The organism is Paenarthrobacter sp. NPDC089322 (genome assembly GCF_040684895.1).
GTDB lineage: Bacteria > Actinomycetota > Actinomycetes > Actinomycetales > Micrococcaceae > Arthrobacter.
The window spans coordinates 64716-91010 of record NZ_JBFBGW010000019.1; the positions used below are offsets into that span (position 1 = coordinate 64716).

General features: G+C 63.5%; 25 protein-coding genes and 2 pseudogenes. 17 read left to right on the forward strand and 10 right to left on the reverse strand.

Annotated features, from left to right (window positions below; all coding sequences use genetic code 11):
• Position 1 precedes the first annotated feature (1 nt).
• The 7 genes from AB0N65_RS16925 (at position 2) to AB0N65_RS16955 (ending at position 8152) form a co-directional block, all read left to right on the forward strand.
• Positions 2-601, forward strand: a complete 600-nt coding sequence (locus AB0N65_RS16925; RefSeq protein WP_364164125.1) for a TetR/AcrR family transcriptional regulator — start codon at positions 2-4, stop codon at positions 599-601.
• A complete protein-coding gene (locus AB0N65_RS16930; RefSeq protein ID WP_364164128.1) occupies positions 598-2424 on the forward strand; it encodes an alpha/beta fold hydrolase in 1827 nt (608 codons plus the stop codon). Before AB0N65_RS16925 ends, AB0N65_RS16930 begins: the two co-directional genes overlap by 4 nt.
• A gap of 185 nt (positions 2425-2609) precedes the next feature.
• Entirely contained in the window at positions 2610-3917 is a 1308-nt protein-coding gene (locus tag AB0N65_RS16935; protein ID WP_364164131.1) for a sugar ABC transporter substrate-binding protein, read from the forward strand.
• A gap of 59 nt (positions 3918-3976) precedes the next feature.
• Complete coding sequence (locus tag AB0N65_RS16940; protein WP_364164134.1) at positions 3977-4909, forward strand: sugar ABC transporter permease; 933 nt, start codon at positions 3977-3979, stop codon at positions 4907-4909.
• Positions 4906-5814 (forward strand): carbohydrate ABC transporter permease, encoded by a 909-nt coding sequence (locus AB0N65_RS16945; RefSeq protein WP_364164137.1) that lies wholly within the window; start codon positions 4906-4908, stop codon positions 5812-5814. The genes AB0N65_RS16940 and AB0N65_RS16945 overlap by 4 nt, the downstream gene beginning before the upstream one ends.
• Positions 5811-6815 carry a hydroxyacid dehydrogenase gene (locus AB0N65_RS16950; RefSeq protein ID WP_364164140.1) on the forward strand — a complete coding sequence of 335 codons (1005 nt, stop codon included), beginning with the start codon at positions 5811-5813 and terminating at the stop codon, positions 6813-6815. The genes AB0N65_RS16945 and AB0N65_RS16950 overlap by 4 nt, the downstream gene beginning before the upstream one ends.
• Positions 6816-6922: 107 nt before the next feature.
• Complete coding sequence (locus AB0N65_RS16955; RefSeq protein ID WP_364164143.1) at positions 6923-8152, forward strand: GAF domain-containing sensor histidine kinase; 1230 nt, start codon at positions 6923-6925, stop codon at positions 8150-8152.
• Between the two features lie 113 nt (positions 8153-8265).
• Here AB0N65_RS16955 and AB0N65_RS16960 read toward each other — a convergent pair whose 3' ends face one another.
• The gene (locus tag AB0N65_RS16960) at positions 8266-9801 is read right to left on the reverse strand and encodes a serine/threonine-protein kinase (RefSeq protein ID WP_364164146.1); all 1536 of its coding nucleotides are present in this window, start codon (positions 9799-9801) and stop codon (positions 8266-8268) included.
• Positions 9802-10036: 235 nt separating this feature from the next.
• Positions 10037-10678: a TetR/AcrR family transcriptional regulator gene (locus tag AB0N65_RS16965; protein WP_364164149.1), complete on the reverse strand. Its 642-nt coding sequence runs from the start codon at positions 10676-10678 to the stop codon at positions 10037-10039.
• Positions 10679-10829: 151 nt separating this feature from the next.
• On the opposite strand from AB0N65_RS16965, the gene AB0N65_RS16970 reads away from it, so the two are divergent.
• From AB0N65_RS16970 to AB0N65_RS16980, 3 genes are read left to right on the forward strand one after another with little or no spacing between them, the layout of a single operon-like run.
• Complete coding sequence (locus AB0N65_RS16970; RefSeq protein WP_364164152.1) at positions 10830-12284, forward strand: cytosine permease; 1455 nt, start codon at positions 10830-10832, stop codon at positions 12282-12284.
• Entirely contained in the window at positions 12281-13516 is a 1236-nt protein-coding gene (locus AB0N65_RS16975) for a serine hydrolase (protein ID WP_364164155.1), read from the forward strand. The genes AB0N65_RS16970 and AB0N65_RS16975 overlap by 4 nt, the downstream gene beginning before the upstream one ends.
• Positions 13513-15132 carry an amidohydrolase gene (locus AB0N65_RS16980; protein ID WP_364164158.1) on the forward strand — a complete coding sequence of 540 codons (1620 nt, stop codon included), beginning with the start codon at positions 13513-13515 and terminating at the stop codon, positions 15130-15132. The genes AB0N65_RS16975 and AB0N65_RS16980 overlap by 4 nt, the downstream gene beginning before the upstream one ends.
• Positions 15133-15191: 59 nt before the next feature.
• On the opposite strand, the gene AB0N65_RS16985 is transcribed toward AB0N65_RS16980, so the two are convergent.
• The 4 genes from AB0N65_RS16985 to AB0N65_RS17000 all read right to left on the reverse strand — a co-directional run bounded on the left by AB0N65_RS16985 (position 15192) and on the right by AB0N65_RS17000 (position 17470).
• Positions 15192-15926, reverse strand: coding sequence for a GAF and ANTAR domain-containing protein (locus AB0N65_RS16985; protein WP_364164161.1), 735 nt, complete (start codon positions 15924-15926; stop codon positions 15192-15194).
• Positions 15927-15979: 53 nt separating this feature from the next.
• The gene (locus tag AB0N65_RS16990) at positions 15980-16270 is read right to left on the reverse strand and encodes a hypothetical protein (protein WP_364164164.1); all 291 of its coding nucleotides are present in this window, start codon (positions 16268-16270) and stop codon (positions 15980-15982) included.
• A gap of 13 nt (positions 16271-16283) precedes the next feature.
• Positions 16284-17006, reverse strand: coding sequence for a GAF and ANTAR domain-containing protein (locus AB0N65_RS16995; protein WP_364164167.1), 723 nt, complete (start codon positions 17004-17006; stop codon positions 16284-16286).
• A gap of 176 nt (positions 17007-17182) precedes the next feature.
• A complete protein-coding gene (locus AB0N65_RS17000; RefSeq protein WP_364164170.1) occupies positions 17183-17470 on the reverse strand; it encodes a hypothetical protein in 288 nt (95 codons plus the stop codon).
• 179 nt (positions 17471-17649) lie between these two features.
• Here AB0N65_RS17000 and AB0N65_RS17005 point away from each other — a divergent pair, with 179 nt between their 5' ends.
• From AB0N65_RS17005 to AB0N65_RS17015, 3 genes are all read left to right on the forward strand, one after another.
• The gene (locus AB0N65_RS17005; protein ID WP_364164173.1) at positions 17650-18234 is read left to right on the forward strand and encodes a histidine phosphatase family protein; all 585 of its coding nucleotides are present in this window, start codon (positions 17650-17652) and stop codon (positions 18232-18234) included.
• Between the two features lie 134 nt (positions 18235-18368).
• On the forward strand, positions 18369-18611 hold the full coding sequence (locus AB0N65_RS17010; protein ID WP_364164176.1) for a hypothetical protein: 243 nt from the start codon (positions 18369-18371) through the stop codon (positions 18609-18611).
• A gap of 98 nt (positions 18612-18709) precedes the next feature.
• Positions 18710-19501, forward strand: a complete 792-nt coding sequence (locus tag AB0N65_RS17015) for a ZIP family metal transporter (RefSeq protein WP_364164179.1) — start codon at positions 18710-18712, stop codon at positions 19499-19501.
• 144 nt (positions 19502-19645) lie between these two features.
• Here AB0N65_RS17015 and AB0N65_RS17020 read toward each other — a convergent pair whose 3' ends face one another.
• Both AB0N65_RS17020 and AB0N65_RS17025 read right to left on the reverse strand, forming a co-directional pair.
• The gene (locus tag AB0N65_RS17020) at positions 19646-19882 is read right to left on the reverse strand and encodes a DUF6458 family protein (RefSeq protein ID WP_364164182.1); all 237 of its coding nucleotides are present in this window, start codon (positions 19880-19882) and stop codon (positions 19646-19648) included.
• Between the two features lie 102 nt (positions 19883-19984).
• Positions 19985-21055 carry an NAD(P)-dependent alcohol dehydrogenase gene (locus AB0N65_RS17025; protein WP_364164184.1) on the reverse strand — a complete coding sequence of 357 codons (1071 nt, stop codon included), beginning with the start codon at positions 21053-21055 and terminating at the stop codon, positions 19985-19987.
• A gap of 125 nt (positions 21056-21180) precedes the next feature.
• Here AB0N65_RS17025 and AB0N65_RS17030 point away from each other — a divergent pair, with 125 nt between their 5' ends.
• Both AB0N65_RS17030 and AB0N65_RS17035 read left to right on the forward strand, forming a co-directional pair.
• A complete protein-coding gene (locus AB0N65_RS17030) occupies positions 21181-21834 on the forward strand; it encodes a TetR/AcrR family transcriptional regulator (RefSeq protein ID WP_364164186.1) in 654 nt (217 codons plus the stop codon).
• 45 nt (positions 21835-21879) lie between these two features.
• Positions 21880-23814 (forward strand): annotated as a pseudogene (locus tag AB0N65_RS17035) (glycoside hydrolase family 15 protein); the annotation flags it as partial.
• 1 nt (position 23815) lies between these two features.
• On the opposite strand, the gene AB0N65_RS17040 reads toward AB0N65_RS17035, so the two are convergent.
• Together AB0N65_RS17040 and AB0N65_RS17045 are read right to left on the reverse strand one after the other, a co-directional pair.
• Positions 23816-24034 carry a hypothetical protein gene (locus tag AB0N65_RS17040; RefSeq protein ID WP_364164188.1) on the reverse strand — a complete coding sequence of 73 codons (219 nt, stop codon included), beginning with the start codon at positions 24032-24034 and terminating at the stop codon, positions 23816-23818.
• Positions 24035-24185: 151 nt separating this feature from the next.
• Positions 24186-24995, reverse strand: coding sequence for a PRC and DUF2382 domain-containing protein (locus AB0N65_RS17045; RefSeq protein ID WP_364164191.1), 810 nt, complete (start codon positions 24993-24995; stop codon positions 24186-24188).
• Positions 24996-25267: 272 nt separating this feature from the next.
• Here AB0N65_RS17045 and AB0N65_RS17050 point away from each other — a divergent pair, with 272 nt between their 5' ends.
• Both AB0N65_RS17050 and AB0N65_RS17055 read left to right on the forward strand, forming a co-directional pair.
• Positions 25268-25687: a hypothetical protein gene (locus tag AB0N65_RS17050; protein WP_364164194.1), complete on the forward strand. Its 420-nt coding sequence runs from the start codon at positions 25268-25270 to the stop codon at positions 25685-25687.
• A 173-nt stretch (positions 25688-25860) separates the two neighbouring features.
• Positions 25861-26295, forward strand: a pseudogene (locus AB0N65_RS17055) (hypothetical protein); the annotation flags it as partial.

A 26295-nucleotide genomic window follows, 5' to 3' on the forward strand; every position in this document is an offset into this window, starting at 1 on the left:
CATGGCATACAAAGGAGAACTGACAAAGGCACGGCTCGCAGAGTCCATGCTCCAACTCATTCAGACCAGCGGCTACAGCGGTACAGGCTTGAATGCTGTGATCGAACACGCCGCAGCACCAAAGGGGTCGATCTACTTCCACTTCCCCGACGGGAAGGAGGGCCTGGGCGTGGCGGCGATCGAGCTCGCCGCGAAGCAGTTTGAGACGTTGATTGCAGAATCGGCAGTTTCCGCGGGCGATGCGGCTGAGGTTGCCCGCGCCGTGATTGAGGCCCTGACGACCATCGTCAGCGAGGGCAACTTCCGGCTGGGTTGCCCGGTTTCCGTCGTCACACTGGAGATGGGCGCGGAGAGCGAGCGACTGCGGCAGGCGTGCGCCGCCGCCTTTGAATCGTGGATCGCCCCGACGTCCGCGCTCCTCGAGGCCAGCGGTGTTGAAGCCGACGAGGCCCGGTCCCTGGCAACCGTTGTCGTGTCGACGATTGAGGGGGCGGTGATCGTCTCCCGCGCCATGCAGAGCACCCAACCTTTGGTTTCGGCCGCTGACATCGTGGCGGAGCTCATCAACCAGCGCTGCCAGACCGTTGGGGGGAAACGATGACACCGCTCGAAGACTCCCGCCACGCCTTGGTCTTCGGGGCCTCGGGAATGATCGGCCGGCACTTGGTCCTGACCCTTGCCGAGGCCGGTGCGAACGTCACAGCGGCAGTTCGGACCGCCGAGTCAGGAGCGCGTGTCGAGCAATGGCTCAAGGAGCATGGGCTCTCACGAAGCATCAGCACGACGATCGTCGATTTCGATGCTCCTGAGATCGTCGCTGGTGGCCCATCGACATTCCCGTTCATCACCGAGATCCACAACTGCGCCGGCTCCTTTCTGTTCGGAATGACCGCCGAGGAGGCACGCAGGGCGAACGTCGGCATTGTCGAGAAGCTGATGGACTTCGCCGATGGCCTCCCCAAGCTCCAGCGCATCGTCCACGTGTCGGGCTACCGCGTCGGCGGACAGGACCCGACAACTGTTCCCTGGTCAGACGACCACCGCACCGCGGTCTACAAGGAACTTGGCGCCTACGAAGGCTCAAAAATGGAATCCGACGCCATCTTCCAAGCCCTGGCCCGGGAGCGCGGAATCCCTTGGACCATTGTCAATCCGTCCACCGTGATCGGCGACAGCGTGACCGGGGAGTCCGACCAGCTCATCGGACTGGCCACCACCATTGCGCAAGTCCGGGACGGCACCCTGGCCGCGCTTCCCGGAAACGAGACGACTTTCCTGCCGGTCGTCACAGTCGACTATCTGGCGGCCTTCATGGCGGCAGCAGCGGTCGATCCGGCTGCTGCGGGCGAGGCCTATTGGGTTCTCGACGACGCCACCCCGCCGCTGGCGGACCTACTCACGCACGTCGGCCGGCATCTCGGCGCCAAGGTCCCTCGGGTAAGGATGCCGGTCGGTGTCATCAAGCGGCTCCCGCAGCGGATCACCAAGGCGGATCCCGAGACGCTCACCTTCATGTCCGCAGACCGCTATCCAACAGCGTCCGCCATCGAGTTCGCGGACAGACACGGGATCGAGATGCCCGACGTACTGGTGTCCCTGGAACGGTGGGCCGACCACCTGGCCGCCCATCGGTTTGGTGCAGTCACGGGCGAGGGCCGGCGGTTCGTCGAGGTTGGCGGCCTGAAGACATTCGAGCTCGGTGCAGCCGGATCCAGCCGGGTGGTCCTTCCCGGCTTGCCGGTCAATGCAGACACATGGGCCGAAGTAGCTTCGGCCATCAACGCGCGAGTCGTAGACCTGCCCGGACTCGGCCTCAGCAGCGGAAGAGGTGTTCACGAGTGGGAACAGTGGTTGCCCGCCGTGCTGAGTGGGGAACCTAGTGATCTCATCGGCCATTCCATCGGTGCGGCAGCGGCAGTAGTCGCAGCTGACCGGATCCCCGCGCAGGTCAGGTCCCTAACATTGATCGCACCCTTCTTCCTCCAGGCCCCAATGGCTTTCCCGGCCAGACTGCGACCGCTCGTATGCACATACTTGCGACACACCAGCCCCGCCCGGCTGTCACGCCAACTGACCGGCTCAGGAGCGAACACGGCTGCCGTGGAGACGAGTCTCAGCGACCTCAAGCGAAGCAGCGCCAAGAGGGTAGCCGAGCAGCTCGCCCTTGCGGGATCGAATCAGTGGCGTGCCGAACTCCAGGAAGCACTTTGGCGGTTCAGTGGCCCGGTCCGCATCATCACCGGAAGCGAGGACCCAATTGCCCCGGTCGCGGTTGAGCTGCTCGAATCACTTCCAAATGTTGAGTTGATCTCGGTCCCGGGTGCCGGGCACCATCCGCAACTGACCCACAGCGATGCTCTGGTGGATCTACTCACGGGATCGGTCCGCGAACAGTTTGCGGGAGGTTTCGGCCACGGACGATAGACGCCTCATGAAGGGACACCATTGAAGACTCTTATGTCCAGCCTGGAGGCTGCCTCGCTGTAGAGCACTGTTTACTTGTGTTCATTTCATTGCTCATGTTCACTTTTGTCGATTTCATGGTGCGTAGTCCAAGGTGCCCCAGAGCACACAACGACTTCGCATCGTGAACTTCAAAGGAGAACAGAATGAAGCGTCGCCAGCTTCTGCTCGGAGCCGCCAGCCTCATGGCCAGCGCTGCCCTGATCACCGGCTGCGGCAGCACCCCGGCTGCCACGCCCGCACCGACTGAAGACCCCTCCGGAAACATCACCTTCTGGTCCTCGCTGGCAGGCATGGACAAGGTTGCTGCCGCGTTCAACGCCAGCCAGGACAAGATCCAAGTCACCTTTGAGACCATCCCGAACGGTGCAGGCGGTGGCTACGCGAAGCTGTCCACTGCCATCACCGCCGGAAACGGACCGGACGTGGCCACCATCGAGTACGCCCAGCTTCCGCAGTTCGTCAGCAACGGCCAACTGCAGCCCCTGGACGGACTGATCGACAAATCCGCCACCGTGGACAAGCTCTCCGAAGAGGCCCGGGAACTGGTCCAGCTGGGTGACAAGACCTACGCGCTGCCCTACGATGCCGCGCCCATGATCATGTGGTACCGGAAGGACATGCTGGACAAGGCCGGCGTCGGAGTTCCCACCACCTGGGAAGAGTTCGAGGAAGCCGGCAAGAAACTGAAGGCAGTTGCTCCCGAGGCACACTTGGCGAGCTTCAACCCGAACGAAGCAGCCTTGACAGCCGCGCTGGCGTGGCAGGCAGGAGCCAAGTGGTTCGGCACGGAAGGTGACAGCTGGAAAGTCGGCGTGAACGACGAGCCGACCCAAAAGGTCGCCACCTACTGGCAGAAGCTCATCGACCAGAAGATCGTCAAGGTCCAGCAGTCCTTCAGTGACGAATGGTCGGCAGATTTGGCGAGTGGCGCCGTCGTCGGTGTCCTTGGCGCGAACTGGAGCGCCACCGGCATCCAGAAGCGTACGGAAGCCAGCGGACAAAAAGGCCAGTGGATCGCGGCGGAAGTTCCCCATTGGGGCACGCCGGCCGACGCGTTCTACGGCGGCTCCAGCTTCAACATCACCAAGAGCAGCAAGAACCCGGCGGCTGCGGCGAAGTTCATCGAATACCTTGCCACCAACCCCGAGGCTATCAAGGCCCGCGGCAACACAGGCTCGGCCTACCTCGCCTTCCCTGGCCTCACTCCGGTAGCCCAGCAGGCCTTCGACGCGAGCTACTTCGGCAACGACATCTATGAGGTGTTCGACAAGGCTTACTCCACCATCACTCCCGGTTGGCAGTGGGGCCCCAACTGGGACATCACCAACACCGCCCTCAAGGACGCCTACGGCACCTTGACCACGGGCGGGAAGGTCATCGACGCCGTTGAAACGGCTCAGACGGCCACGGTATCCGGACTCAAGCAGAACGGCCTCTCCGTCAAGGAGTAGGCCGCGCCCGGCAGGGTGGTCCGTTTGATCGGGCCGCCCTGCCAGCGAGGAGATCAACAATGGCACTCACTAAAGCGCCTGCCACTTCCATGCGGAAATCCCGGGCCCTCTCCGGCACAGGTGGCCGCACCGCCGCACTGTTCCTGACCCCTTTCTTCACGGTGTTCACGCTCGCCATGGTGGCACCGGTGGTTTACTCGATCGTGCTGAGCTTCTTCGCGCAGCAGAAGTCCGGCCTGGGCTTCGGGGAGGCGAAAACCGCCTTCGTCGGCGTGGACAACTACATCCAAGTTCTCCAGTCCGAAGCCTTCGTGGGCGGCATCGGACGACTTGCCATGTATTGCGTCATCTACATTCCCTGCATGGTTGGTGGAGCTTTGGCGTTCGCCCTCCTGCTCGACGCCGCAGTGGCACGTGCCCGGAAGCTCTTCCAACTGCTGGTTTTCCTCCCGCATGCCGTCCCGGGTGTCATCGCCGCGCTCATCTGGGCCTACTTGTACACGCCTGGGGTCAGCCCGATCGTCTCAGTCCTGGAAACTGGCGGAATCTCATTGAACTTCCTGGACAACCACATGATCCTGCCATCCATCGTGAACATCGCGGTGTGGGAGTGGACGGGCTACAACGTGATCGTCCTTTTCACGGCGTTGCAGGCCGTTCCAAGGGAAATCCTTGAAGCCGCCCGCGTTGACGGCGCCGGCGAAATCCGCGCGGCCATCAGCATCAAGCTGCCCTTGGTCCTGCCCGCCCTCAGCGTCATCATGCTCTTCACTGTGATCGGCACCCTGCAGCTGTTCACCGAGCCCTCAATCATCTCCAAGGCCACTGCGTCCGTCACCAGCACCTGGGTTCCCAACATGTGGGCCTACGACGCAGCCTTCAACCGCCACAACCTTAACCAGGCCGCTGCTGCCTCCATCATCATCGCGCTCATGGCGGCAGTGCTGTCCTGGGCCGTCACCCGCTTCAGCTCAAGGATGAACAAAGCATGAGCACCTCCACGTTGTCCCGCCCGCGGACGTCGCTTCCGCGCACAGCCCCGGGACGAGCCCGGCGCAGAAATGGCGGGTTTGCGAGCACGTTTACAGTGAATGCACTGCTGATCCTCGGATGCGCCTACATGGTCCTGCCGGTGCTGTGGCTGTTTTTCGCTTCCACCAAGAACGCCGCGGATCTCTACTCCACAAGTGCCTACGCGTTCGGGCAACCCGCATTCTTCGAGAACGTGGCTTCTGTCCTGGGGCAGGACGGCGGCGTTTTCCTTCGCTGGATGGCGAACTCCATGTTCTACGCCGCCTTCGGAGCGATCTTCGGCGGCCTGGTGTCCGTCATGGCCGGCTACGCCTTCGACAAGTTCCAGTTCCGCGGCAAGGACTCGTTCTTCGGCGTAGTCCTGGTGGGTGTGCTGATTCCGAATACGGCCACCGTTCTTCCGATGTATCTGCTGGCTTCCGTTTTCGGCATCACCAACACGGTCTGGGCCATCCTTGTCCCGGTCCTGTGCAACCCGTTCGGCGTCTATCTGGCACGCGTTTACTCAGCTGCCTACGTGCCTGCGGAAACGTTGGAGGCCGCCCGGGTGGATGGTGCCGGGCCCATCCGTTCCTTCTTCTCCCTGGGCTTGCCCATGATGATGCCCGGATACATCACCATCGCCCTCTTCCAGTTCGTGGGAGTGTGGAACAACTTCATGCTTCCCCTGGTGATGCTCCAGGACCAGCAACTGCTCCCTGTGAGCGTCGGAATTTCCATCTGGCAGGGCTATGCCATTCCCCAGCCGGAATTCACGCCCATGGTGATCACGGGCTCGCTGTTGTCCGTGATCCCGCTGTTGGTTGCTTTCATCATGCTGCAGCGGTTCTGGAAGTCGGGCCTCACGGCAGGAAGTGTTAAATGAGCCTCAATGTTGCCCTTGCCATGCCGCTCCACACCGCGCGGGCAGTATTCTCTTCCCGGAGCCTGGAACCGCTGGAGCCAGCGCTGAATTTGCTCAGCCGGGAGCCGATCCAGGACTTCCACTCCCCGGAAGGCCAGGACCTCCTGAGGGAAACCGACATCCTCATCACCGGGTGGGGCTGCCCCATGATCGATGATGCTGTCTTGGATGCCGCTCCCAGGCTGCGCTACGTCCTGCATGCTGCCGGCAGCGTGAAACACCACATCGGCGATGCCTGCTGGGAACGCGGGGTGATGGTGAGTTCCGCTGCGGACGCCAACGCCATCCCGGTGGCCGAGTACACGGTGGCGATGATTGTCCTGGCCAACAAGAGGGTCCTGCAGATCGCCCGCGCACTGCACACCACGCGGTCCGACGTCCTGCCCGAACAGCTCTTCCCGGACATGGGCAACTACCGCAAGCGCGTCGGCATCATCGGCGCCTCCAAGATCGGCCGCCATGTCATCCGGCTCCTGGCCGGCTACGAGCTGGACGTTGCTGTGGCGGATCCCTACCTTAGCCCCGACGAAGCTGCCATTCTCGGCGTCGAGCTCCTAAGTCTGGACGAACTGATGGCGACGTCCGACGTCGTCAGCCTCCACGCGCCGTCGTTGCCCTCTACAAAGAACCTCATCGACGCCGGACAGATCGCCCGCATGCGCCCGGGGGCAACGTTCATCAACACCGCCCGCGGCGAACTGGTGGACCAGGACGCGTTGCTGGCACGCGTGGAACGAGGCGACCTGTATGCGGTCCTGGACGTGACCACTCCGTGGGTTCTCCCCGCTGAATCCCGGTTCTACACACACCCCAACGTGCTGCTCACACCGCATGTCGCGGGGTCGTTGGGCAATGAACTGGAGCGCATGGCGTCCAGTGCCGTGGCCGAGGCGCTGCGGATCTCCCGTGGAGAAACACTGCAGTTCCAGGTGAGGGCTGAGGACCTGGCCTTCACGGCTTAGCCTCCTGCCTCCTCCCACCACTCAAGACTCCCACGTGACACCGAAACCCGTCCCACCTGCAGGTATCATCGGCAAGGAATCCTAAAGAAGCTTGGGGGACATGATTAATGACGGGCGCAAAAGGGCAGCTCACCTTCACGGATGATCTCAGCAGGGACCTGGAACTGCGGGAGTACGGGTTGGACCCGGGCGAGGACTCCAGGCTGCTGCCGAACACTGCCGTGTTGGGCGCGCTGCAAAACCTCGTACGCCTGGCCACCGAACTGTGCGACGCCCCGTATGGCGTAGTCAACATCATCAGCGCCGAACACCAACACCAGATCGGCGCGTGGGGCGTGGACCCCGGTGTGTGCTCGCGCGAGGATTCCATGTGCGCCAAGGTTTTCCTTTCGCGGGAGAAGACCGTAGTACCGGACGCTACGTTGGACCAGCGCTTTGCCGACAACCCGTTTGTCACCGGGGAAATAGGCAACGTCCGCTTTTACGCCTCCGTCCCCCTGCAGACAGAGTCGGGCTTCGTTCCCGGAACTCTCTGCGTCTTCTCGGACAAGCCGAAGGAACTCACACCGGAACAGATCGGCGTGCTGGAGGTCTTGGCCAAGCAGGTGGTGGAACTCCTGGAACTCCAGCACAGGACGGTTCAGCTGGACCGGACGTACGCCGAACTCAGAGACAGCAACGCGAAGCTCGCCGGTTTCGCAGGGCGCGTCAGCCACGACCTCCGCATCCCGCTGACCACCATCCTGGGCTACGTGGAATTGGTGGAGGACGACCCCGATCTCCAAGCAGACAGCACAGCAGCCAAATACCTGGACCGCATTGGAGCCAGCGGCCGCCGCATGCTCGCCATGCTGGAGGACGTCCTGAACTACTCACGAGTGGGCGGCGGCATCCACCCGGCGCGGGTTTCCCTCAAGGAGACGGCTGAAGAAGTTGCCCAGGATCTGGGTATCCATGACCACGGCTTCGTGGACGTCAACGACCTCATCCTCCAAGCCGACCCCGGCCAGCTCCGCACGCTTCTGCAGAACCTGCTCTCCAACGCCATGAACTACCGAAGCCCTGAGCGCGAGCTTCGGGTCCGGATCAGCGGCGTCTCCAACTACCACGGCGCCACCGTCTACGTCGCCGACAACGGCAAGGGCATCAGCCCCGAGGACCGCATCAAGGTCCTGGAACCGCTCGTGCGCCTTCGCCGTCAAGGCGACGGCCCGGGAACCGGCCTCGGCCTGGCCACCTGCAGCAGCATCGCCAAGGCCCACGGCGGCGAACTCACGTTGTCCGAAACTCCCGGCGGCGGACTAACCGTGGCGGTCAGCTTCCCCGCAGGGTTCTAGGCTCAGGCGCAGCCAAGGTGCCGGTAAAGCACGACGGCGACCTGCCGCCGTCGTGCGCTTGTCACCTAGGCTTGGACTGCTCTGGTGCCGGAAACTGCCACGCTTGCGGCGGCTCAGTCGCGGCCGTTGCCTTTACCCTTCTCGGACTTCGTTTCGCTCTTCCCGTCGCTCTTTTCAACCGCAAGGTCCTTGCCGGGCAGCGCGTTTCCGGCATTGTCGGCGGGGGCAGGGACGGGTTGCACGGGCACCGGAACGATGGTGGTCTGCCCGGTTTCGGGAACGTTGACCGCGTCGGCGGGAACTGCATCGGCCGGCGCCGTCTCAATCGGCGCAGTCGGCGCGCTCGGCTGGGATTCGGCGATGGAGACTTTCGGGTCCACCGGTTGGGTGGGCTCGGCTGACCTTTCCGAAGGCACGCCGTTCTGGACAAGCAAGGCCAACGCAACGGGAACAGTGACGGCAGCGGCCACTACTCCACCCACAACCCGCGGATGCCGCTTACCGAACGTCCCGGCTGCGGACGTGCGCCGCCTGCGCTCCGCACGGGACGGCAGTCCCGCTGACTGCGAAGAGAGCGGCGCCGACGAACGTGGTGAATTGTGTGGGAAAGCCGCGTGCGGCGCCATTGCCGGCGCAAGGTGGGCAAGCTCCCGCTGCGCGGCGGGCTCCGGCTGTTCGGTGGGCTCCGGCTGCTGCGGCGCGGGCTGCGGCGGCGCGGGCTGCGGCTGTTCGGCAAGCCCGGCCTGCGGCGGCGCCAGGACCGGCAGAACGGCCGTCGCGCCGGGCGGGAGCTTCCTGCGTCGCCCTGCAAGCACATCCTCAACATCCGCTGCTTTCGGACGCCCTTCGGGATCCATGTCCGTCATTGCCCGCAGGAGACCACGCAAGCCACTGGGAAGGTCCTCGGGGATCTCCGGCGCCCGGTGCAGGCGGGCTGAGGCAGTCTCTACTGGGGTTCCAGGGTATTCGGCCTTGCCGGTCAGGCATTCCAGGAGCACAAGGCCCAGGGAGTAGATGTCGCTCGCCGGCGTCAGGTGCAGGCCCTGGGCCTGTTCCGGGCTGAGGTACTGGGCCGTCCCAACGGTAAAACCTGTGGCCGTGAGCCGGTTGTCGTCCATGACAAGTGCAACCCCGAAGTCCGCGAGCTTCACGGATTGGGCCGGCCCGGACTCATCAGAAACGAGGATGTTGGCTGGTTTGATGTCCCGGTGAATGACTCCGTGTTCGTGCACCTGTGCCAGTGCGCCGGCCAATCGGGTGCCAATCGCGCTCGTCTCGGGGACACTGAGGGGTCCCTCGGACAATACAGCCCTTAAGTCCCTGCCCTGAGCGAGTTCCATGACGAGGTACGCCCGTTCCTCGTCATTGCGGGTGTCAACGCCCGCGTCGAAGGCCGCCACCAAACCGGGGTGGTCGAAGGCTGCGAGGAGCCTCATTTCAGTTTCCTGGCGCACCCGGAAGGATTCATCGCCGGAGCCGGGCAGGAACAGTTTGACTGCCACTTCCCTGCCGAGCAGCAGGTCCTTTGCCCGGTACACGGTAGACATTGCGCCACGGCCCAGCACGGTTCCCAGCTGATACCGGTCGCCGATGGTGGCACCACTGGTCCCGGGGCCGCGGGAGTCCACGGTCTCGTCGTTGTTGCCCACGAATTGTCACGCCCTTCAGGCCCACCTGGGTGCCGGGGACCCAACTACTGTCCACCGCTACCAGGCAACGCCGCCGATCATACTTTCACGATAGCCACGCGGCTGCCTTCTTCAGCAACACCACTGCGGCCTGAGCAATCCTGCGTCAAACAGCATCATCCGGATTCACCAGATAAGTTATCAGGATACTTAGTATTGACCCGCAAGGGAAATGTGCCGGATCACACAAAGGCTGTCATGACTCTTCCCGGATATCCACCTCCGCCCGAAGTTTGCCGGCAGGCACGCCGAGGGACCACTCGCAAACGTCCGTCACAAACCTCGTGAAGGCCGGGTAATCAAAGGAGCCCACGTTGTTGACGTAGGCGCCCACGCCATCGATGGCAACAAGGATCCGGATACAGGCTGCAAAGGGATCCTCCACCATGAAGTCCCCCGAGGCCGCGCCGTCTTCAATAAGAGCCGTGAGCCGCGTCCGGTCAAGATATTCCTGCGCCTGCAGCGCCTCGGCGAGCGCCGGACTGAAGCGGCACAGGTGACGCGCGTTGAGCCAAAGCCTCGTGAGCTCAAAGGCTCCATTGCCCTCGATGCGCGCCACCAGGTGGGCCATGCGCGCGAGGGGAGTGCCGTCGTCGGGAAATAATTCTTCCCGCTCCTCGGAAACCGCCCGGACGAAGGCCGCGATGACCAGGTCCTCCGCAGCGGGATAGTAGTGGCTGATGAGTCCGGGCCGCACGCCCAAGCGGTCGGCAACGGCGCGGAGGGTGATCCTCTCGAGCCCCTCTCCGAGGGCGATGGCAGCGGCCTCCGCGAGAATCTCTTCGCGGCGCTCTTCCGGCAGTTTTCGGACTCTTTGGGCTGCAGGGCTTGACACCATGGCGAACAGTCTATTGGATTAGTGACCAATATCCCATTGGTCGATCGACCAATAAGCAAGCGACCACTAACCAGCCCACCAAGAGCAATGCCTCCAGCATCCGCAAGTTCCGCTACAGCGTTGTGGGCGGAACACTCCGAGAGGAACACCCTTGTCCCATCCCCACACGACTGAAGCAGTCAGCTACCCGGAGCCCTTGGGCCATCCCGAAACGCGGGGCATCGAGCTCATCGACTCCTCCCAGCGCCGCGGCAGGGCCCGGGATCTCTTCCCTGTCTGGGCAGCACCCAACGTGAGTGTCCTCAACTTCACGGTGGGCGCGTCCATGATCCTGCTCGGCCTTGAGCTGTGGCAAGCGTTCCTGGTCATCATTGCGGGAAGCCTGCCGTGGATCTTCACCGGCATCATTGCCATCAGCGGTCCCGCCGCAGGAACGTCCGGCTCGGTCATTACGCGCGCCATCTACGGTATCCGTGGCAACCGCGTCATTGTGGCCTTCTTCGGCTGGTTCATCTCGGCCGTGTTCCTGGCCCTCAACTGGCTCGCTTCCTCGTTCATGGGAGCCGAGCTCGTAGCGCAGCTGGGCTACGCCGATCCCGTCGCCGGCCCGGTGCTGGTCACGATCGTGGTTGCGGCCATCACGGTGCTCGTGGCCGTCTTCGGGCACGGCCTGATCCTGCGAAGCTACCCGTACGTGGCCGTGGTGCTCCTGGGCATTTTCCTGCTGGTCACCGCTTTCATCCTTCCCCACGTGAACTGGAACTACGCGGCTGCGGAGCCTCTTGAGGGTGCTGCGCTGTGGTCGGCTGTCAGCATCGGCTTCGCCATCCTGGCCTCCACGCCCTTGTCCTACTCGAACAGCCCGGACATGGCCCGCTACCTCCCCGAATCCACCAAGCCGTCCCGCATCATCGCCGCCACGGCCCTTGGCGGCGCACTTCCCTGTGCCCTCTTCACCACCGTGGGTGCGCTCCTCGCCACAGGCATCGACTCCGCCGCCATGGATCCCGGCATCGAGTCGGCCCTCCTCGCCCTGCTCCCCGCCTGGCTCGGTCCCGTCTTCGTCATCGGCGTCATCATCAACACCATCTCCCTCAACGGCATGACCACCTACACGGCGAGCATGGCGTTCCAATCCATCGGCGTTCCCATCCGCCGCATCCCGTCGGCCGTGGTTGTGGGCGCCATCGGCACCGGACTCACCATCTACCTCGTGATGTCCACCAGCCTCCTGGAAGCGGTGAACCTGATGCTTCAACTACTGGTGCTTGTCTCCGGACCCACCATGGCGATCTTCGCCACCGACGTCATCCGCCGCCGAAACCGCTACGACGGCAGCGAGCTCTTCAACGAAAAGCCCGGCAGCCCGTTCTGGTACAGCGGAGGCTGGCACATCCCCGGGCTGTTGGCCGTGGTGCTGGGTGCCGGCGTCGCGTCACTCTTCCTCACCAACGGATGGTGGACGGGCCCGATCGCCGGCGCCATGGGTGGCATCGACCTTTCCGTTCCCGTCTCCATGCTGGTCACCGCCGCCGTCTATGTCGCCCTGACCGGAATCGCAGCAAAAGCCCACGGAACCCGGGTCCTTGAAGGAGTCCGCGCATGAGCGGTACAGCAACAGCCGCAGCACACCCCGCCCGCTACCCCGGCGCCCCGGCCGGTCAGCCAACAGTGGACACCTGGCAAGAGGCGCCTCACAACAGATGGTCCTTCGCCCACCTTGGCGAGTTGCTCCCGACGGCGGCAGTCACCCGCCGTTTTCCGGCCGCCCCGGAGGCGGCTACCAACCGCCTCGACGCCCTGATCCCACGGGTTCCCAACCTGCTGGAAAGGCTCGAAGCGACGTACACCGACGCGTTCCTGGTGCTGCGCCACAACCAGGTCCTCGCCGAGTACTACCGCCAGGGTTTCGCTCCCGACGATCGCCATCTGGTGATGAGCGTGTCCAAGTCATTGTGCAGCCTCGTCGTCGGGGCACTGGTTGCTTCCGGGGACATCGATCCGGCGGCCCACGTGACAACGTACGTGCCGGAATTGCGGGGAACGGTATACGACGGCGCACCCACGAACCGTGTCACTGTCCAGCATGTCCTCGACATGACCATCCACATCGACTACAGCGAGGACTATGTAGACCCGGCATCGGAAGTCCAAACCCACGACCGCTCCGCCGACTGGCGCATCCGCCGAGCCGAGGATCCCGGCAACACCTACGAATTCCTCACGACCCTCAGGGGCAACGGCACCTTGGGCACCTTCCAATACTGCTCCGCCAACACCGATGTCCTGGCATGGATCGTCGAGCGGACGTCAGGGCTTCGCTACAGCGAGGCACTCTCCAAGCATTTGTGGTCAAAGCTCGACGCCGACCGCGACGCCACCATCACCGTGGATTCCACTGGTTTCGGTTTTGCCAATGGCGGGGTCTCGTGCACCGCCCGCGACCTCGCCCGCGTAGGGCAGATAATGCTCGACGGCGGCATAGGCCCGGGTGGCCGCGTGGTGTCGGAAGAGTGGATCCGCAGCATCTTCGCAGGTGGAAGTACGGACGCAATGGCAGGCTCCTCCTTCAGCAGGATCCACCCGCAGGGTTCCTACACGCGGCAGTGGTGGTGCACAGGAAACGAGCGCGGGAACGTGACCGGGATCGGAATCCATGGACAGTATCTTTGGCTCGATCCACAGGCCGATGCCGTAATGGTGCAGCTATCCACCTGGCCGGAACCCGATAGCGGGTTCTTCCATGGTCTCCAGAACAGGCTCCTACTGGATGTGGGCGACGCCTTGGACGCATCATCAACGCAAGCACCAATTCACAGCAAGGAACACATCGCGTGACTACGCAGCTTTATACGAATGCCAGGATCTTCACCGCCGACACCCGCCGATGGGCGGACGCCATGATCGTTCAAGGTGAACGGATCCTCTACGTCGGCGACGCGGCAACAGCGAAACGATTGGCAGGCGATACAGAGTCGACCGACCTGCAGGGCCGCCTGGTTCTCCCCGGTTTCGTGGACGGGCACGCCCATGTGATCGGCACCGGCGAGGCCCTCGGCCAGGTGAGCCTGTGGGGTGCCGCCTCCGTGGAGGAAATCCAGCAGCGCATCGCAGCCCGGCATGCGGAGCGTCCGGATGGTCCACGTATCCTGGCTACCGGCTGGCTCCACGGCGCGATCCCGGGCGGTGTCCCGAGTGCCCGGATGTTGGATGCCGTGGTGGCCAACAAACCCGTCTATGCCTTCGCCTACGATTTCCACTCTGTCTGGGTCAACACTGCGGCCTTGGTTGAACTCGGAATCACGGCTGAAACCAAGAACCCGCACGGCGGCACCATCCGACGTGACGCACAGGGGCACGCCACCGGTTACATTGACGAAAACGCCTTCTACGACATGGTGCTCCCTTTCCTGGATGCCCAAGCCAGCGAAGATGACCACGAGGTGAGCCTGGCCGCGGTGCAGCGTGCCTACCGTGAATCCGGCGTGACGACCGCATGCGACATGGGATTCAACGAGCAGGATCTGGAGACGTTCCAGCGGGCGGACAAGGACGGCACGCTCACCAGCCGGCTCATCGCCTATTGGCGCGTGAACAACACAGGCTCCACCGGGGGAAACCTCGCGCAGGTGAAACGTGCGGCCGATCTTGCTGGCGGGAGTTCATCGCCCTTCCTGCGGGTGGTGGGCATCAAGGTCATCATCGACGGCACCATCGACGGTTGCACTGCCACCTTGGGGATGCCGTACGCCGATGGCAGCAACGCCGCTCCGATCTGGAGCCTCGACGAGCTCAAACCCGTGGTGGCAGCGGCGGACGCTGCGGGACTCAAGGTTGCCATGCACGCGCTTGGTGACGAGGCCGTGCGGATCGCGATCGGCGCCGTGGAACACGCCGTGGCCGTGAACGGACCCCGCGAACGCCGGCACCGGATAGAGCACCTGGAACTCGTGGACAGGGCCGACGTCGATCGCGTCGCCTCGTTGGGTATCACGGCCAGCATGCAGCCGGTCCACGCCGACCCCGCAATCAGCGAGAACTGGTGCGCCAAGCTGGGCGACGAGCGGGTGGATCGCGGTTTCCCGTGGCCGTGGATCACAGGCGCCGGCGCTCGGCTGGCCTTCGGCACCGACTCCCCCACGTCTCCCCATGCGCCGCTGCCCAACATGTATGTGGCGGCAACTCGAGCCTCGGCTCTGGACCCCTCGGCCGGGACAAACATCCCGGACTTTGCGTTGCCCCTTGCGGAGTCGATCGAACATGCCACCCGGGATTCGGCGTGGACGTGCGGCGCGGATCATGAGATAGGGCGCCTTGCTGCGGGCCTCTACGCAGACTTTGTGGTCCTCGATACCGACGTCCTCGCCGCAGAAAGCCCGGCAACGCTGCTCGATGCGAGGGTCCTGCTAACGGTGGTGGGCGGCCGCACCGTCCATGACGCCGGCAGGCAGTAAATGTCCAGCGGCACCCACCGCAACAAAGCGTCCGACGGCGACCTGCCGCCGTCGGGCTTTCAGTCGTCAAAGAACGTGGTAACTGCCCCGCCCGCTCGTCCCCTGATGATGCCTTCGGCGACGTCGTGGACTTTCTCGTTACGGTGCTGGGAAGCCTTGAGGAGAAAAGCGAAGGCCTCTTCCTGGGTGCATTGGCTTTGGGACATGATCATGCCGCATGCCAGGTCTATTGCTGTCCTGCGCTCCATGGCGGCCTTCAGGTCTTCGGCAAGCAGGTCCGCGGCCGCGATGCGCAAGGCGAGCCTCATGGCTTGGCCGGCCATGTCCCCGAAGATCGCGGCTTCCTCAATGGCCTCCCTGCTGAAAAGACCAGGTTCGGGTGCGAAGAAGTTCAGCGCTCCTGAAGCGTCTTGACCCAGGGAAAGGGGGATTCCCAGAACGCTGCGGGTGCCGGCAGATTCGAGCGCCTCTGCGTAACGTGGCCATCGCTTGTCGGTACGAACGTCGTCCAACAGAACGGGCTCAAGAATCCGCAGGGCCTCCATGCACGGACCGTCGCCCAACGCCTGTTCGATGCCGTCCAAGAGAATGGCTTCGTCGCTGCTTCCCGCGATGGTGACGGCGCGCTTGCGCCGGTGGAGGGTTACTGCACATTCGATGCGGGAACCGGTGGCACGGCTCAGCGTGGTAGCTGCGTAACGCGTGGTGCCATCCAGGAAACCCTTGATGTCGTCAGTTCCAGCCACGAGCTGGTGGAGTCGTTGGAAGTCCTCGTTCTGTTCATCCGTTTCCACAGCTCAATGCTAGTAGTCCTCGCGGCTACTCTGTAGATGCTGAAAACAACTCTTCAGCCAGCCGAATGATCCCCGTTATCGTTCCGTATCTCGTGGCTATAGAAGGCACGATGGCCATTGACGCCCATAGCATCCAAATGCTGATTCAATGCATGGGCCAACAGATCGCGCTCCAATTGGGGAAGGCTCATAGCGCCGTAGACATAAGCCTGGACTTCAACCATGCCTGACATTCCGCCGATGCTGAAGTACTCCATCCACACCTGCTCAAGCTCCAGGTCCGCGGCCTCATATGCTATTCGGAAGCGTCGGCGCTGTTCGTCTTCGTTCCCAGCGACGGCCATGGTTCACCCCCGGTCAAGAACCAAGCCCCGGCAAGGCATCCACGACATCCTGTGCAATCGCGCCCAACGGCCGGCCCTCATTGTTGGACCTGGTGATGAGGTACAGAATCGCTTCCCCCTCACTCAGACCCTGCCTGGCCATCACAATGCCTTTGGCTGTCCCCACGATGTCGCGCTGTGACAACGCAATCTTGAGCTGATCGCTCAGCATCGCCACCTTCTCGCGGGATTGGATGTTGAGCAGGAAGATCGAAGCCTGGGCTGCGAGCATCTCCACCAGACGGATGAGGCGCGGAGAAGCGAACCGGGGACGGTCCCAGTAAATCTTGATGGCGCCAAACGCAAGGTCTCCTGACAACAAAGGAACGCTAACGCACGAGCGGAGCCCCAGATCGGAAGCAGCCACTCCCCATTCCGGCCATCTGCTGTCAGCCCTCACGTCTTCAACGTTGACCGGCTCGCCGGAGGCCCACGCCGTAAGGCACGGCCCTTGGCCCAGTTCGTATTGAAGCGAATCGGCCTGGGCCACAAGGCTGTTGGTGGAAGCCGTGCTGCTCCGGCTGCCATCCGGGTCCATGAGGGACACCCCTGCACCCGAGGCGTCGTCTACGGCCAGTACAGCTGCCTCGGTGATGAGGTTGAGAGCATTGGAGACGGTCTCCTCGCTGAGGAGCATATTGGTTGCACGGGCAAATACTGCGGCCAACTCATCGGCCAGCGGTAACTCAGTATCCATGACCGCTCTCCATTTCCCTGCACGTTGCTTCCGCGGGATGAGAAATCCCTTTCCCTCATCCCAGCACACTTGGTGCCGCTACTCCACTTCGACAGGACAAGCCCGGCTTACCCTGCCGGAACGGGGCGTGTTTGCTGCGTTCCGCCCCGATTTAGCCTTGGCCCTTGGACGCCCCCTCAGTTTCTTGACGACCAGCAAGGGTCGGTGTGCAGCACATAGTCGCGGGCGGCCGGACCAACCATCCGCAGCCCTGCGTAGGCCCGATGATCCACGTGGCGGACACGGTGAAGGCCCCTGCGCGTGAGCGCGGCGCCGAAGGCTCCATCCGAAACCGGAGCAGCACCGGCCAAGTGGCACCAACTGATGTAGAGGCCATATAAAGTATCGAAATCCAGGCCTTCAGAGGTGTCGTCCTCGTACACGAGGCACTCTCTTATAAAGCGGGATAAATCATGCTGGGTCATGGCAACCTCTTAGGTAAGTGACGGTGCCGGACTGCATCAGCGATGACCCTTTCACTATAGGCTTCTTCCCCTGCCCACACCATGGGTCGCGGCGGAAGCGGGCGGGTCGCGGCGGAAGCGGTTGCGATTGAAGCGTCTCCGGCAAATGGCTACTTTCGAAGCAGGGCACAATAGAAGGCATGACCCTTACCACCTTCGCCCTCGTCCGCCATGGCCAGACCGATTGGAACGCAGAGCGCCGGTTGCAGGGAGCTACGGACATACCGTTGAACGATATCGGCCGTGGACAGGCCCGCGATGCCGTCGCTGCCCTGTCCGGCTATGAATGGGACACCATCGTGTCGTCGCCCCTGAGCCGTGCAGCCGAGACCGCCGACCTTATCGCGGAAGGCCTCGGGCTCAGTGTCGCCAGGCGCGTTCCGGAACTTACCGAGCGCAGTTTTGGGGCTGCGGAGGGCCTGCAAGCGGGTCCTGAACTTGATGCATTGCGTACTCCCGGCGGATTTCGCGGCGGCGAAAGCGACGACGACGCGGCCGCCCGTGGAATGGCTGCCTTGGATGAACTTACCAAGGAGTTCGCGGGCAAGCGCGTGCTGGTGGTTGCCCATGGAACGCTGATCCGACTCACCTTGAGCCGCGCTGTCGGCCGTACCTTGGAGAGCGTCCACAACGCCGTGCTGAATTTGGCCCACCATCACGTTTCGGACGGCTGGCGCCTCGAGTACTTCAACGGCGAGCGCCTCGCGGTTGACGTGGAGGCTTGACCCCGGCCGGAACAACCGGCGGCCGCGAACGGCGGAAATATTAGGCATGGTTATTGACATGGCTCATGCCACTTTCTGTAAGCTCGGCTCAGTCAAGCAGTTGGCCTTTTCGCTCCGGCGCCCTGGAGGTCAGCATGTCGCTCACCCTTGTTGGCTCCCGTCCCCGACTGACGGAGGCATCCCGGACTGATGTCACCACGCTCACGGCGATCGTGACACTTGCTGCGGACAGCTGGTTTGAACTTCACATCCTTCAGTTGCCGGACCTGGTGGTCCACGCCACGAGCCTGGACAGCGCACCTGACGCCGTGCTCAGCGCCGCCGCGCGTTCTACCGGGCGCCACCCGAACGAGTTCGACGTCCAACTTCAGTATTGATTTTGCCGCCCATGGCTACTGCCAGGCCCTGATGCGCGCACTGTTAACCGAAGGTCAGGTTCCTTACTTCTTCCCCGGCAAGCTTCTATACTGACGCTGTGATGGCATCTCTGTGGTTCGGTTTGATTGCCTCGAGCGCACTGATCATCGGGGCCCTGATAGGGGTGCGCTTTGAATTACCGAAGCGACTCCTGGCCATCCTCCTATCCTTTGCTGCCGGATCCCTCATCACGGCACTGACCTTCGAATTGTTCGAGGATGCGTACGAGCAGGGTGGGATCATCCGCGCCGCGATCGGGCTCGTCGTCGGGGCGGTGGTCTTCACGGCACTGAGCGCACTGCTCGACCGCTGGGCGCAGCCCGGAAAGAAGGCCGTCCCGGCGGACGAGTACAAGGGCAGCGCCAAACTGGACACCGACGCCGCGGCTTCCGACAAGAGGGCCACGTCCGCTTCAACCCGCGGCGCCGCCGGGATGGCATTGCTCGCAGCGGTGACGCTGGACGGCGTTCCGGAGAATGTAGCCTTGGGCATTTCCCTGACGGAAGGCTCCGGCGGCCTGGCGCTGCTGGCCGCGATCTTCGTGTCCAACCTGCCCGAGGCCTTGGTGGGCGCATCATCGATGCGTAGCCAGGGCCGCTCGACCGGTTCCACGATGCTGCTCTGGACTATGTGCGCGGTGTTGCTGGTGGCAGCCGTGGTGCTGGGTGCGGGTCCGCTCTCCTCAGCCGAACCGGAGACCATCTCCCTGCCACTGGCGTTCGCCGCCGGCGCAGTGATCGCTTCCTTGGCCGACACGCTCATGCCGGAAGCCTATGAGCACGGCGGCCCTGCAGTTGCGCTGAGCACCGCGGCGGGGTTCGTGCTCTCGTTCACGTTATCCCTCGCGTAGGCCACCGACCATTCGCCCTGGCCCCCGCCGCTGGAGTCAGAAGGTGCCCAGCGGCTGACGCAAGAAAGCGCACGACGGCGACCTGCCGCCGTCGTGCGCTTTTCCCGCCTGAAACGGCGGTTGGGTTAGTTGACCAACGTACTGCTAGATGTCCGTGCGGCGTTCGACAATGGTGTCCGGAGCGGTCCGCCGCTCCACTACCGTGTCCGTGCGCCGCGTCCGGTTTGTCATGATGATGGAGACGATCAGGCCGAGGACGCCCACCACCATCAGGATGTAGCCAATGAGTACTTGGTCGACGAAGGGGATGATTCCCGGGGCAAGTGCGAACGCCAGGATTGCTCCAACGGCAATCAGGGCTATGGAAGAACCTATTCTCATGACGTGCTCCTCTCTGCCGATCGGCCATGGTCAGAAGAACTTGGGCCGAGCGATATGGTAAGCATACTTACCGAAGGTGTGGCCCGCCAGAGATTGTGTTCCTCATTGTGCCCGCCAAGGACCGACGGTTATCGCAATCTTCCCCCGCACTTTACCGGCATCGAAGTAACGCATGGCCTCCGGCACTTGCTCCAAGGGAAAGGTCTGGTCGATGGCCGGAACAATCGTCCCCGCCTCAAGCAGTCCGGAGATCGTCGCAAGGTCCTCCCAGCCCTCCGAACCGATCACCATGGTCAATTTCTGGCGGATGAACCACGACCACGCGAGAGCCCTGAACTGCCGGTCCAGGCTTCCGGTCCAGGATCCACCTTCCTCCCCGCCCGTGATGACGGCCGTCCCGGTGGGCGTGAGTGCCCCGCGGAGTCGTTTGAGGGAGGGATTTCCCGCGATGTCTACGATTACGTCGTACCGAACGGGGCCGCTTGCGAAGTCCTGGATGGCGTAATCGATAACGTGGTCCGCACCGAGCGACCGGACAAGATCGGCCTTCCCGGCACTGCAGACGGCAGTCACGTCAGCTCCCGCTGCCTTGGCGAACTGGACTGCATAGCTGCCCACTCCCCCCGAGGCCCCGGTGACCAGAACGCGCTTTCCTGCGGACGAGCCCGCCGCAACAGGATCCACGCCCGCGGCGCGGAGTGCCTGAAGGGCCGTGCAAGCCGACACGGGAACCACCGCCGCTTGTTCAAAAGTGATGCTTGCCGGCTTATGGGCGAGTTGGCGTTCGCGGGCTGAGGCGAATTCCGCGAAGGAGCCCTTTCCGACACCAAAGACCTGGTCGCCGACCGCAAAACGCGAGACCTTGGCTCCAACGGCCTCCACTGTCCCCGAAAGGTCCAGGCCGGGAACCGGGTTCTTTGGAGTGCGGAATCCGAAGGCCAACCGCAGTACGTAAGGCAGCCCGGTCATGATGTGCCAGGTCCCCCGGTCGAGCCCGGCGGCGTGAACCCGGATGATCACTTCATCGGGAGCGATGGCCGGGCGGGTGATGCTGCCTACCCGCAGGACGTCCGCGCTGCCGTAGCCCTCCTGCAGGACGGCCCTCATGGTGGGCGTCCCCGACCCGCGATGGTTCGTAACGGACTTTTCCTTGGCTTGCCGACCAGTACTCATGGCCGATTCCTTTCCGGAGATTTAGGGACCCGAAGGGGGTTAAAGTTGTGGGGCGTTGGTTTCGTACAAAGTACTAGCAGGGCTACCGTACAATGTACTAAACCGAGTTGTCCAGAGGAGATTCCGTGCCGTCCACCGCCGAGAGGCCTCCGCTCAGCCGCGCAAGGGTGCTCAGCTGCGCCGTGGAACTTGCCGATGAATCCGGCCTTGCCGCCCTGACCATCCGGACATTGGCGCAACGCATGGGCACGAAACCCATGTCGCTGTACTACTACGTGGCCAACAAGGAAGAGATCCTGGACGGGATCGTGGACATGGTGTTCAGCGAAATCGAACTCCCCTCAGCCGACGGAGACTGGCGAGAAGAAATGCACCGGCGCGCCCATGCCATGAGGTCCGCGCTGAAACGCCACCCCTGGGCGGTAGGACTCGTGGAGAGCCGGTCTTCGCCCGGCCCGGCAACGCTCATGCACCACGAGGCAACCCTGGCCACGCTGAGGGCTGCCGGCTTCTCGGTCCGGATGACGGCCCATGCGTATGCGCTCCTGGACAGCTACATCTACGGATTCGCTGTCCAGGAAGCGTCGCTTCCCTTCGAAGGCCGCGGCACCGCGGCAGAAATCACCAATCCCATCCTTGAGCGCTTCTCAACGGGAGAGTACCCGCACATGGTGGAGATCGCCGTCGAGCATGTCCTCAAACCCGGCTACGACTTCGGCGACGAATTCGACTTCGGCCTGGACCTGATTCTCGACGGCCTCAGCCGGAGCATCCGTTGAGGCCCGGCCCCTAAAGGGGTACGGTCAGGGCATACTCGACGCCGCCCGATTGAAGGATCTGATTCCATGGCCAGGATTGAGGACTACGCCATCATCGGGGACCTGAACACGGCGGCGTTGGTGGCCCGCAGCGGATCAATCGACTGGATGTGTCTGCCGCGGTTCGATTCACCGGCTTGCTTCGCAGCGTTGCTGGACACCCCTGAAGCGGGTCGCTGGATCCTTACCCCGGCCGCCCTGGCGGACAGTGACGCCAACTGCACGCGGCGCCGGTATCGCCCTGACACGCTAATCCTCGAAACCGAATGGGAAGTGGACGGCGGGGCTGTCCGCGTCACTGACTTTATGCCCGTGCGCGACGACGCCGTGGACCTGGTAAGGATTGTCGAGGGCTTGTCCGGCGAGGTGGCCATGCGCGGCGAGTTGATCCTGCGCTTCGACTACGGACGCGTGGTGCCGTGGGTTCGCCACAGCACGCACGGTGTCAGTGCCGTAGCCGGCCCGGACTCCGCCTATCTCACCACCCACGCCCCGCTGAAGGGCCAGGACAGGCGCACCATCAGCGAGTTCACGGTCCGGGCAGGTGAGCGCGTTCCGTTCGTGCTGCGCTGGGCGCCCAGCCACGAACCGGAACCGCGCAGGATCGATCCCCTCAGGGCCCTCGATGCCACAGAGTCTTTCTGGCGGCAGTGGATCGACCACAGCGAGATGGAAGGCAAGTACAAAGAGCCGGTGGAGCGGTCCCTCATCACGCTCAAGGCCTTGACGTACGCGCCCACGGGAGGCATCGTCGCTGCCGCTACGACGTCGCTGCCGGAGCAGTTGGGTGGCCCGCGGAATTGGGATTACCGCTACTGCTGGCTGCGGGATGCAACCTTGACCTTGCAGTCACTTCTTGCCGCCGGCTACACGGAGGAAGCATCGGCTTGGCGGGAGTGGCTGCTGCGGGCAATCGCAGGGGACCCGTCTGAACTGCAGATTGTTTATGGACTCGACGGCGCCAGGCGGCTGCCGGAAGCCGATATTCCCTGGCTCGCGGGGTACGAGAACTCCAAACCGGTCCGCACAGGCAACGCCGCGGCCCCGCAACTGCAACTGGACGTGTGGGGTGAAGTCCTGGATGGCCTATCGCTCACCCGGGCAGCGTCCCCGCCCGGCGCCGTGGACACGTCCTGGGACATCCAAGTCGCCCTGATGGAGTACCTGGAAGGGGCGTGGGACCAACCCGACAACGGGCTCTGGGAGATGCGCGGGCCTCGCCGCCACTTCACGCATTCGAAGGTCATGGCATGGGTGGCGGCGGACCGGATGGTCAAGGCCGTCCGGACTTCGGGCCTTCCCGGTCCCGACGGCCGCTGGGCGGCCCTCCGCGCAGAGATCCACAAGGACGTCATGATGAAGGGGTTCGACGACGAGCTCAATACGTTCGTCCAGTCCTACGGAAGCAAGGAGCTGGATGCAAGCCTACTGCTGATCCCACGCGTCGGCTTCCTGCCACACCGGCATCCGCATGTGGCGGGCACGGTTGACGCCATCCAGCGACGGCTCACCGACGACGGCCTGGTCCTTCGCTACCGCACCCAATCAGGACACGACGGCCTGCCGGGCGATGAGGGCGTGTTCCTTGCATGCTCGTTCTGGCTGGTGGACGCACTGCTGGGGCTCGGCCGGTCAAGCGAGGCCACCGAACTCTTCGAACGGCTGCTGACCCTCCGGAACGATGTCGGGCTGCTGAGCGAGGAATGGGATCCGCGCACCCAGCGCCAACTCGGCAACACACCGCAGGCCTTCAGCCACTTTCCTCTCATCCACTGCGCCCTGCAACTGCACCACGGCGAAGCCCGCGACAGCGACACTCCCCTTCAAAAGCCCAAGCACCCGGAACAGGGAACGGACCAACTGCCGAGGAACGCAATCGCGGAGGGTGGGCCCGGCACCGATCATCCGGCACCACAAAAGCACCCGGAGACCAGCCGCTGAGCTACGACTCGGTCTTTTGATTGTCCACTTCAGCGGCTTCGGCCTTGTGTTTGGCTTCCTCAAGATGTTGGTCCAGCTTGCGCTCCGCCTCACGCCTGCGCTGGCCGATGGTACGCATTTGTTGGGTATTGGGGGACACAGCATCGTCCAGCCAGGTCCCGCGCTCCTCCGATCCTGCGCTCGCGGGCACGTCCGGTCTTGTCTTGTCTTCTTCGCCCATACGGAAATCGTCCCATCGTCGATGCTTCCGCGATACCCCACAACGGCTACTGCCCGGTGACGCGAGAGGCGGAGGTGGACAAAGCGCTCGACGGCGACCTCCCGCCGTCGAGCGCTTTCCAGCCCGAGCTGCGCGGCGATTGCCGCTAGCCCTACAGGCGCCGGTTCTCGCCGGTGCCCTCCGTTTCGATGTGCTCCTTGCGGACTTCCTCATCAACGCGCACGTCATCGGTGACGGTGTCCTTCTCCAGGCGCACGCGCTCCACCGGGACGGTTTCCTTCTCAACCACGGGCCGCTCCTCATGGAGAGTGACCTCGTGCTCGTCCTCGGTCAGGTCAGGACCGGACATGGCGCTGCCGACGTTGGCGTCCGTGATGGGCTCGCGCTCAAGGCGGACTTCCTCACGCTGAACCGGGATGGTGGTGCTGACGTTCTCCGTGGTGATGTACTTCCGGAGCCGGGCGCGGCCGGTCGTAGCCTTTTCGGTTCCGACGTTGAGCCGCTCTTCCGAACGGGTCATGGCGTCGTCCCCCGTGCGTGCCGTGCCCGTGGCGTCCGTGCGGGTGGTGTCGGTACGGGTCGCGTCGATGTTGCCGGCCGTGCCGCGCGTTGAATAGTCATCAGGCCGTCCGGCGCCGTAGTTGTCCTGAATGCCGTAGTGGTTGTACAGCCGGCTCTCCTCGCCCGGATCCAAGTGGCCATCCTCGGCGACCCGAGGGGCGTCCTTGATGTGGTCCTTGCTGTAGGGCACCAGAACGTCGTCGCCGTCCACAGTGGCTCCTTCGAGCGGGATGAATGATTCAGAACTGCCGAAGAGACCCGTTTTTACTGTGACCCACGTGGGCTCCCCGGTGTCGTCATCTGTGTAGAACGTCCCGATGGACCCGACCTTGTCCCCCTCCGTGGTGCGGACGTTTCCGTTGAGGCCCATCAAGCGGTCGATGTTTTCCCTGGCGAGCATAGTGTTCTCCTTGGAATTCGGTTCTTTGTTGCTTGGATTACCCAGCGGCCTGCATCACTGGGCGTAGCTTCCGGAAGCACGAACGGGGAAGTGGGTTCGACCCGTCGGTGTTACGGAATAGCAATACCATAAGCATGCTTACTGTTTGCTTGGCAAGGGCTGACGGAAGATTCCTTGGGCTTGTTTTGCGCGGTCGCGCCGCTTACGCTCAAACACGGAGGATTCGTACTTATGCCCAGGGTATCCACTCTCCGCATTCCCCAGGATTAACCATGACTGCACAGTCGAACCACCCCCTTTATTCCTCCACACCCCTTCCATTCAGGCCGCTTTGTGAACACTGCGGCGCAGATGCCGACCTGGTCATCGACCGCATCGAACCGCACCGCACCCTCTCACCCGAAGTAGTCCACGTGGAGTACCGCTGCGAATCCTGCGGCTCCCTCCGGTCCCACGCCGCCACCGTTCCCGACGTCGCCGAGGTCCTGATCCGTTCCAAAGAGCCCAAAGGGATCCTGCAGTTCGGCCGCCACCACCTCCACTGCGGGGTGCCTATGCATACCGGTCCGGGCAGGCTTCACCTCATCTCTTCCGAAGGATCCGGCAACGGCGATCCCGAACTTGAGACCTACCTCAACACCCGCGTTCTGCACTGCGACGAATGCGGGTTCCAGATGGAAATACCGGACTAACGCCGGCGCCGCTCATGAGCGGCACTTTCCGTGGCGAACGCCCGACGGCGACCTTCCGCCGTTGGGCGTTTTTTCTCCGTTGATGAGAAACCGACGCTGAAAAACTGTTGGACTTTTCCACATACGCGGATGGGCGTGGTTGCTTGGCGTGGGTGCGGTGTCAGGCTTGATTCATGGGAGTAGTTGCGCAGAGTCCGGCTCGAGGGAGGGCTTCATCCGGTGCTGTCCCTGGGCGGTTTGCCGCAATTCCGCAGGGCTTTGGGGTTAAGGGCACGACGCCGGTACCCGGCTCCCGGGGCAGCAGCCCTGCCGCCGCGGTGACGGCAGGACCGGAAGTCTGGTCTGTTGGGGATTTGGCTCTTGGGGACTCGTCCGATGGGGCACCGCCGGCTGTTGGGGCGCCTGCCGGGCAGGGGCTGGCTGAGCTGCTGCAGGACGGCGTTTCCGCGTTGAATGAGGCACGGGAGTCCGCCGCCGGCCAGGCCCGGGGATTCGATTTCCTCGAAGCCGCCGACTTCGCCGGAACCGTCGAGGAAATCTCCCGGACCGTGGAATACCTGCAAATCATCGCCGCCCACGCCGTCGAACGCACCCGCAACGAAGCCCGC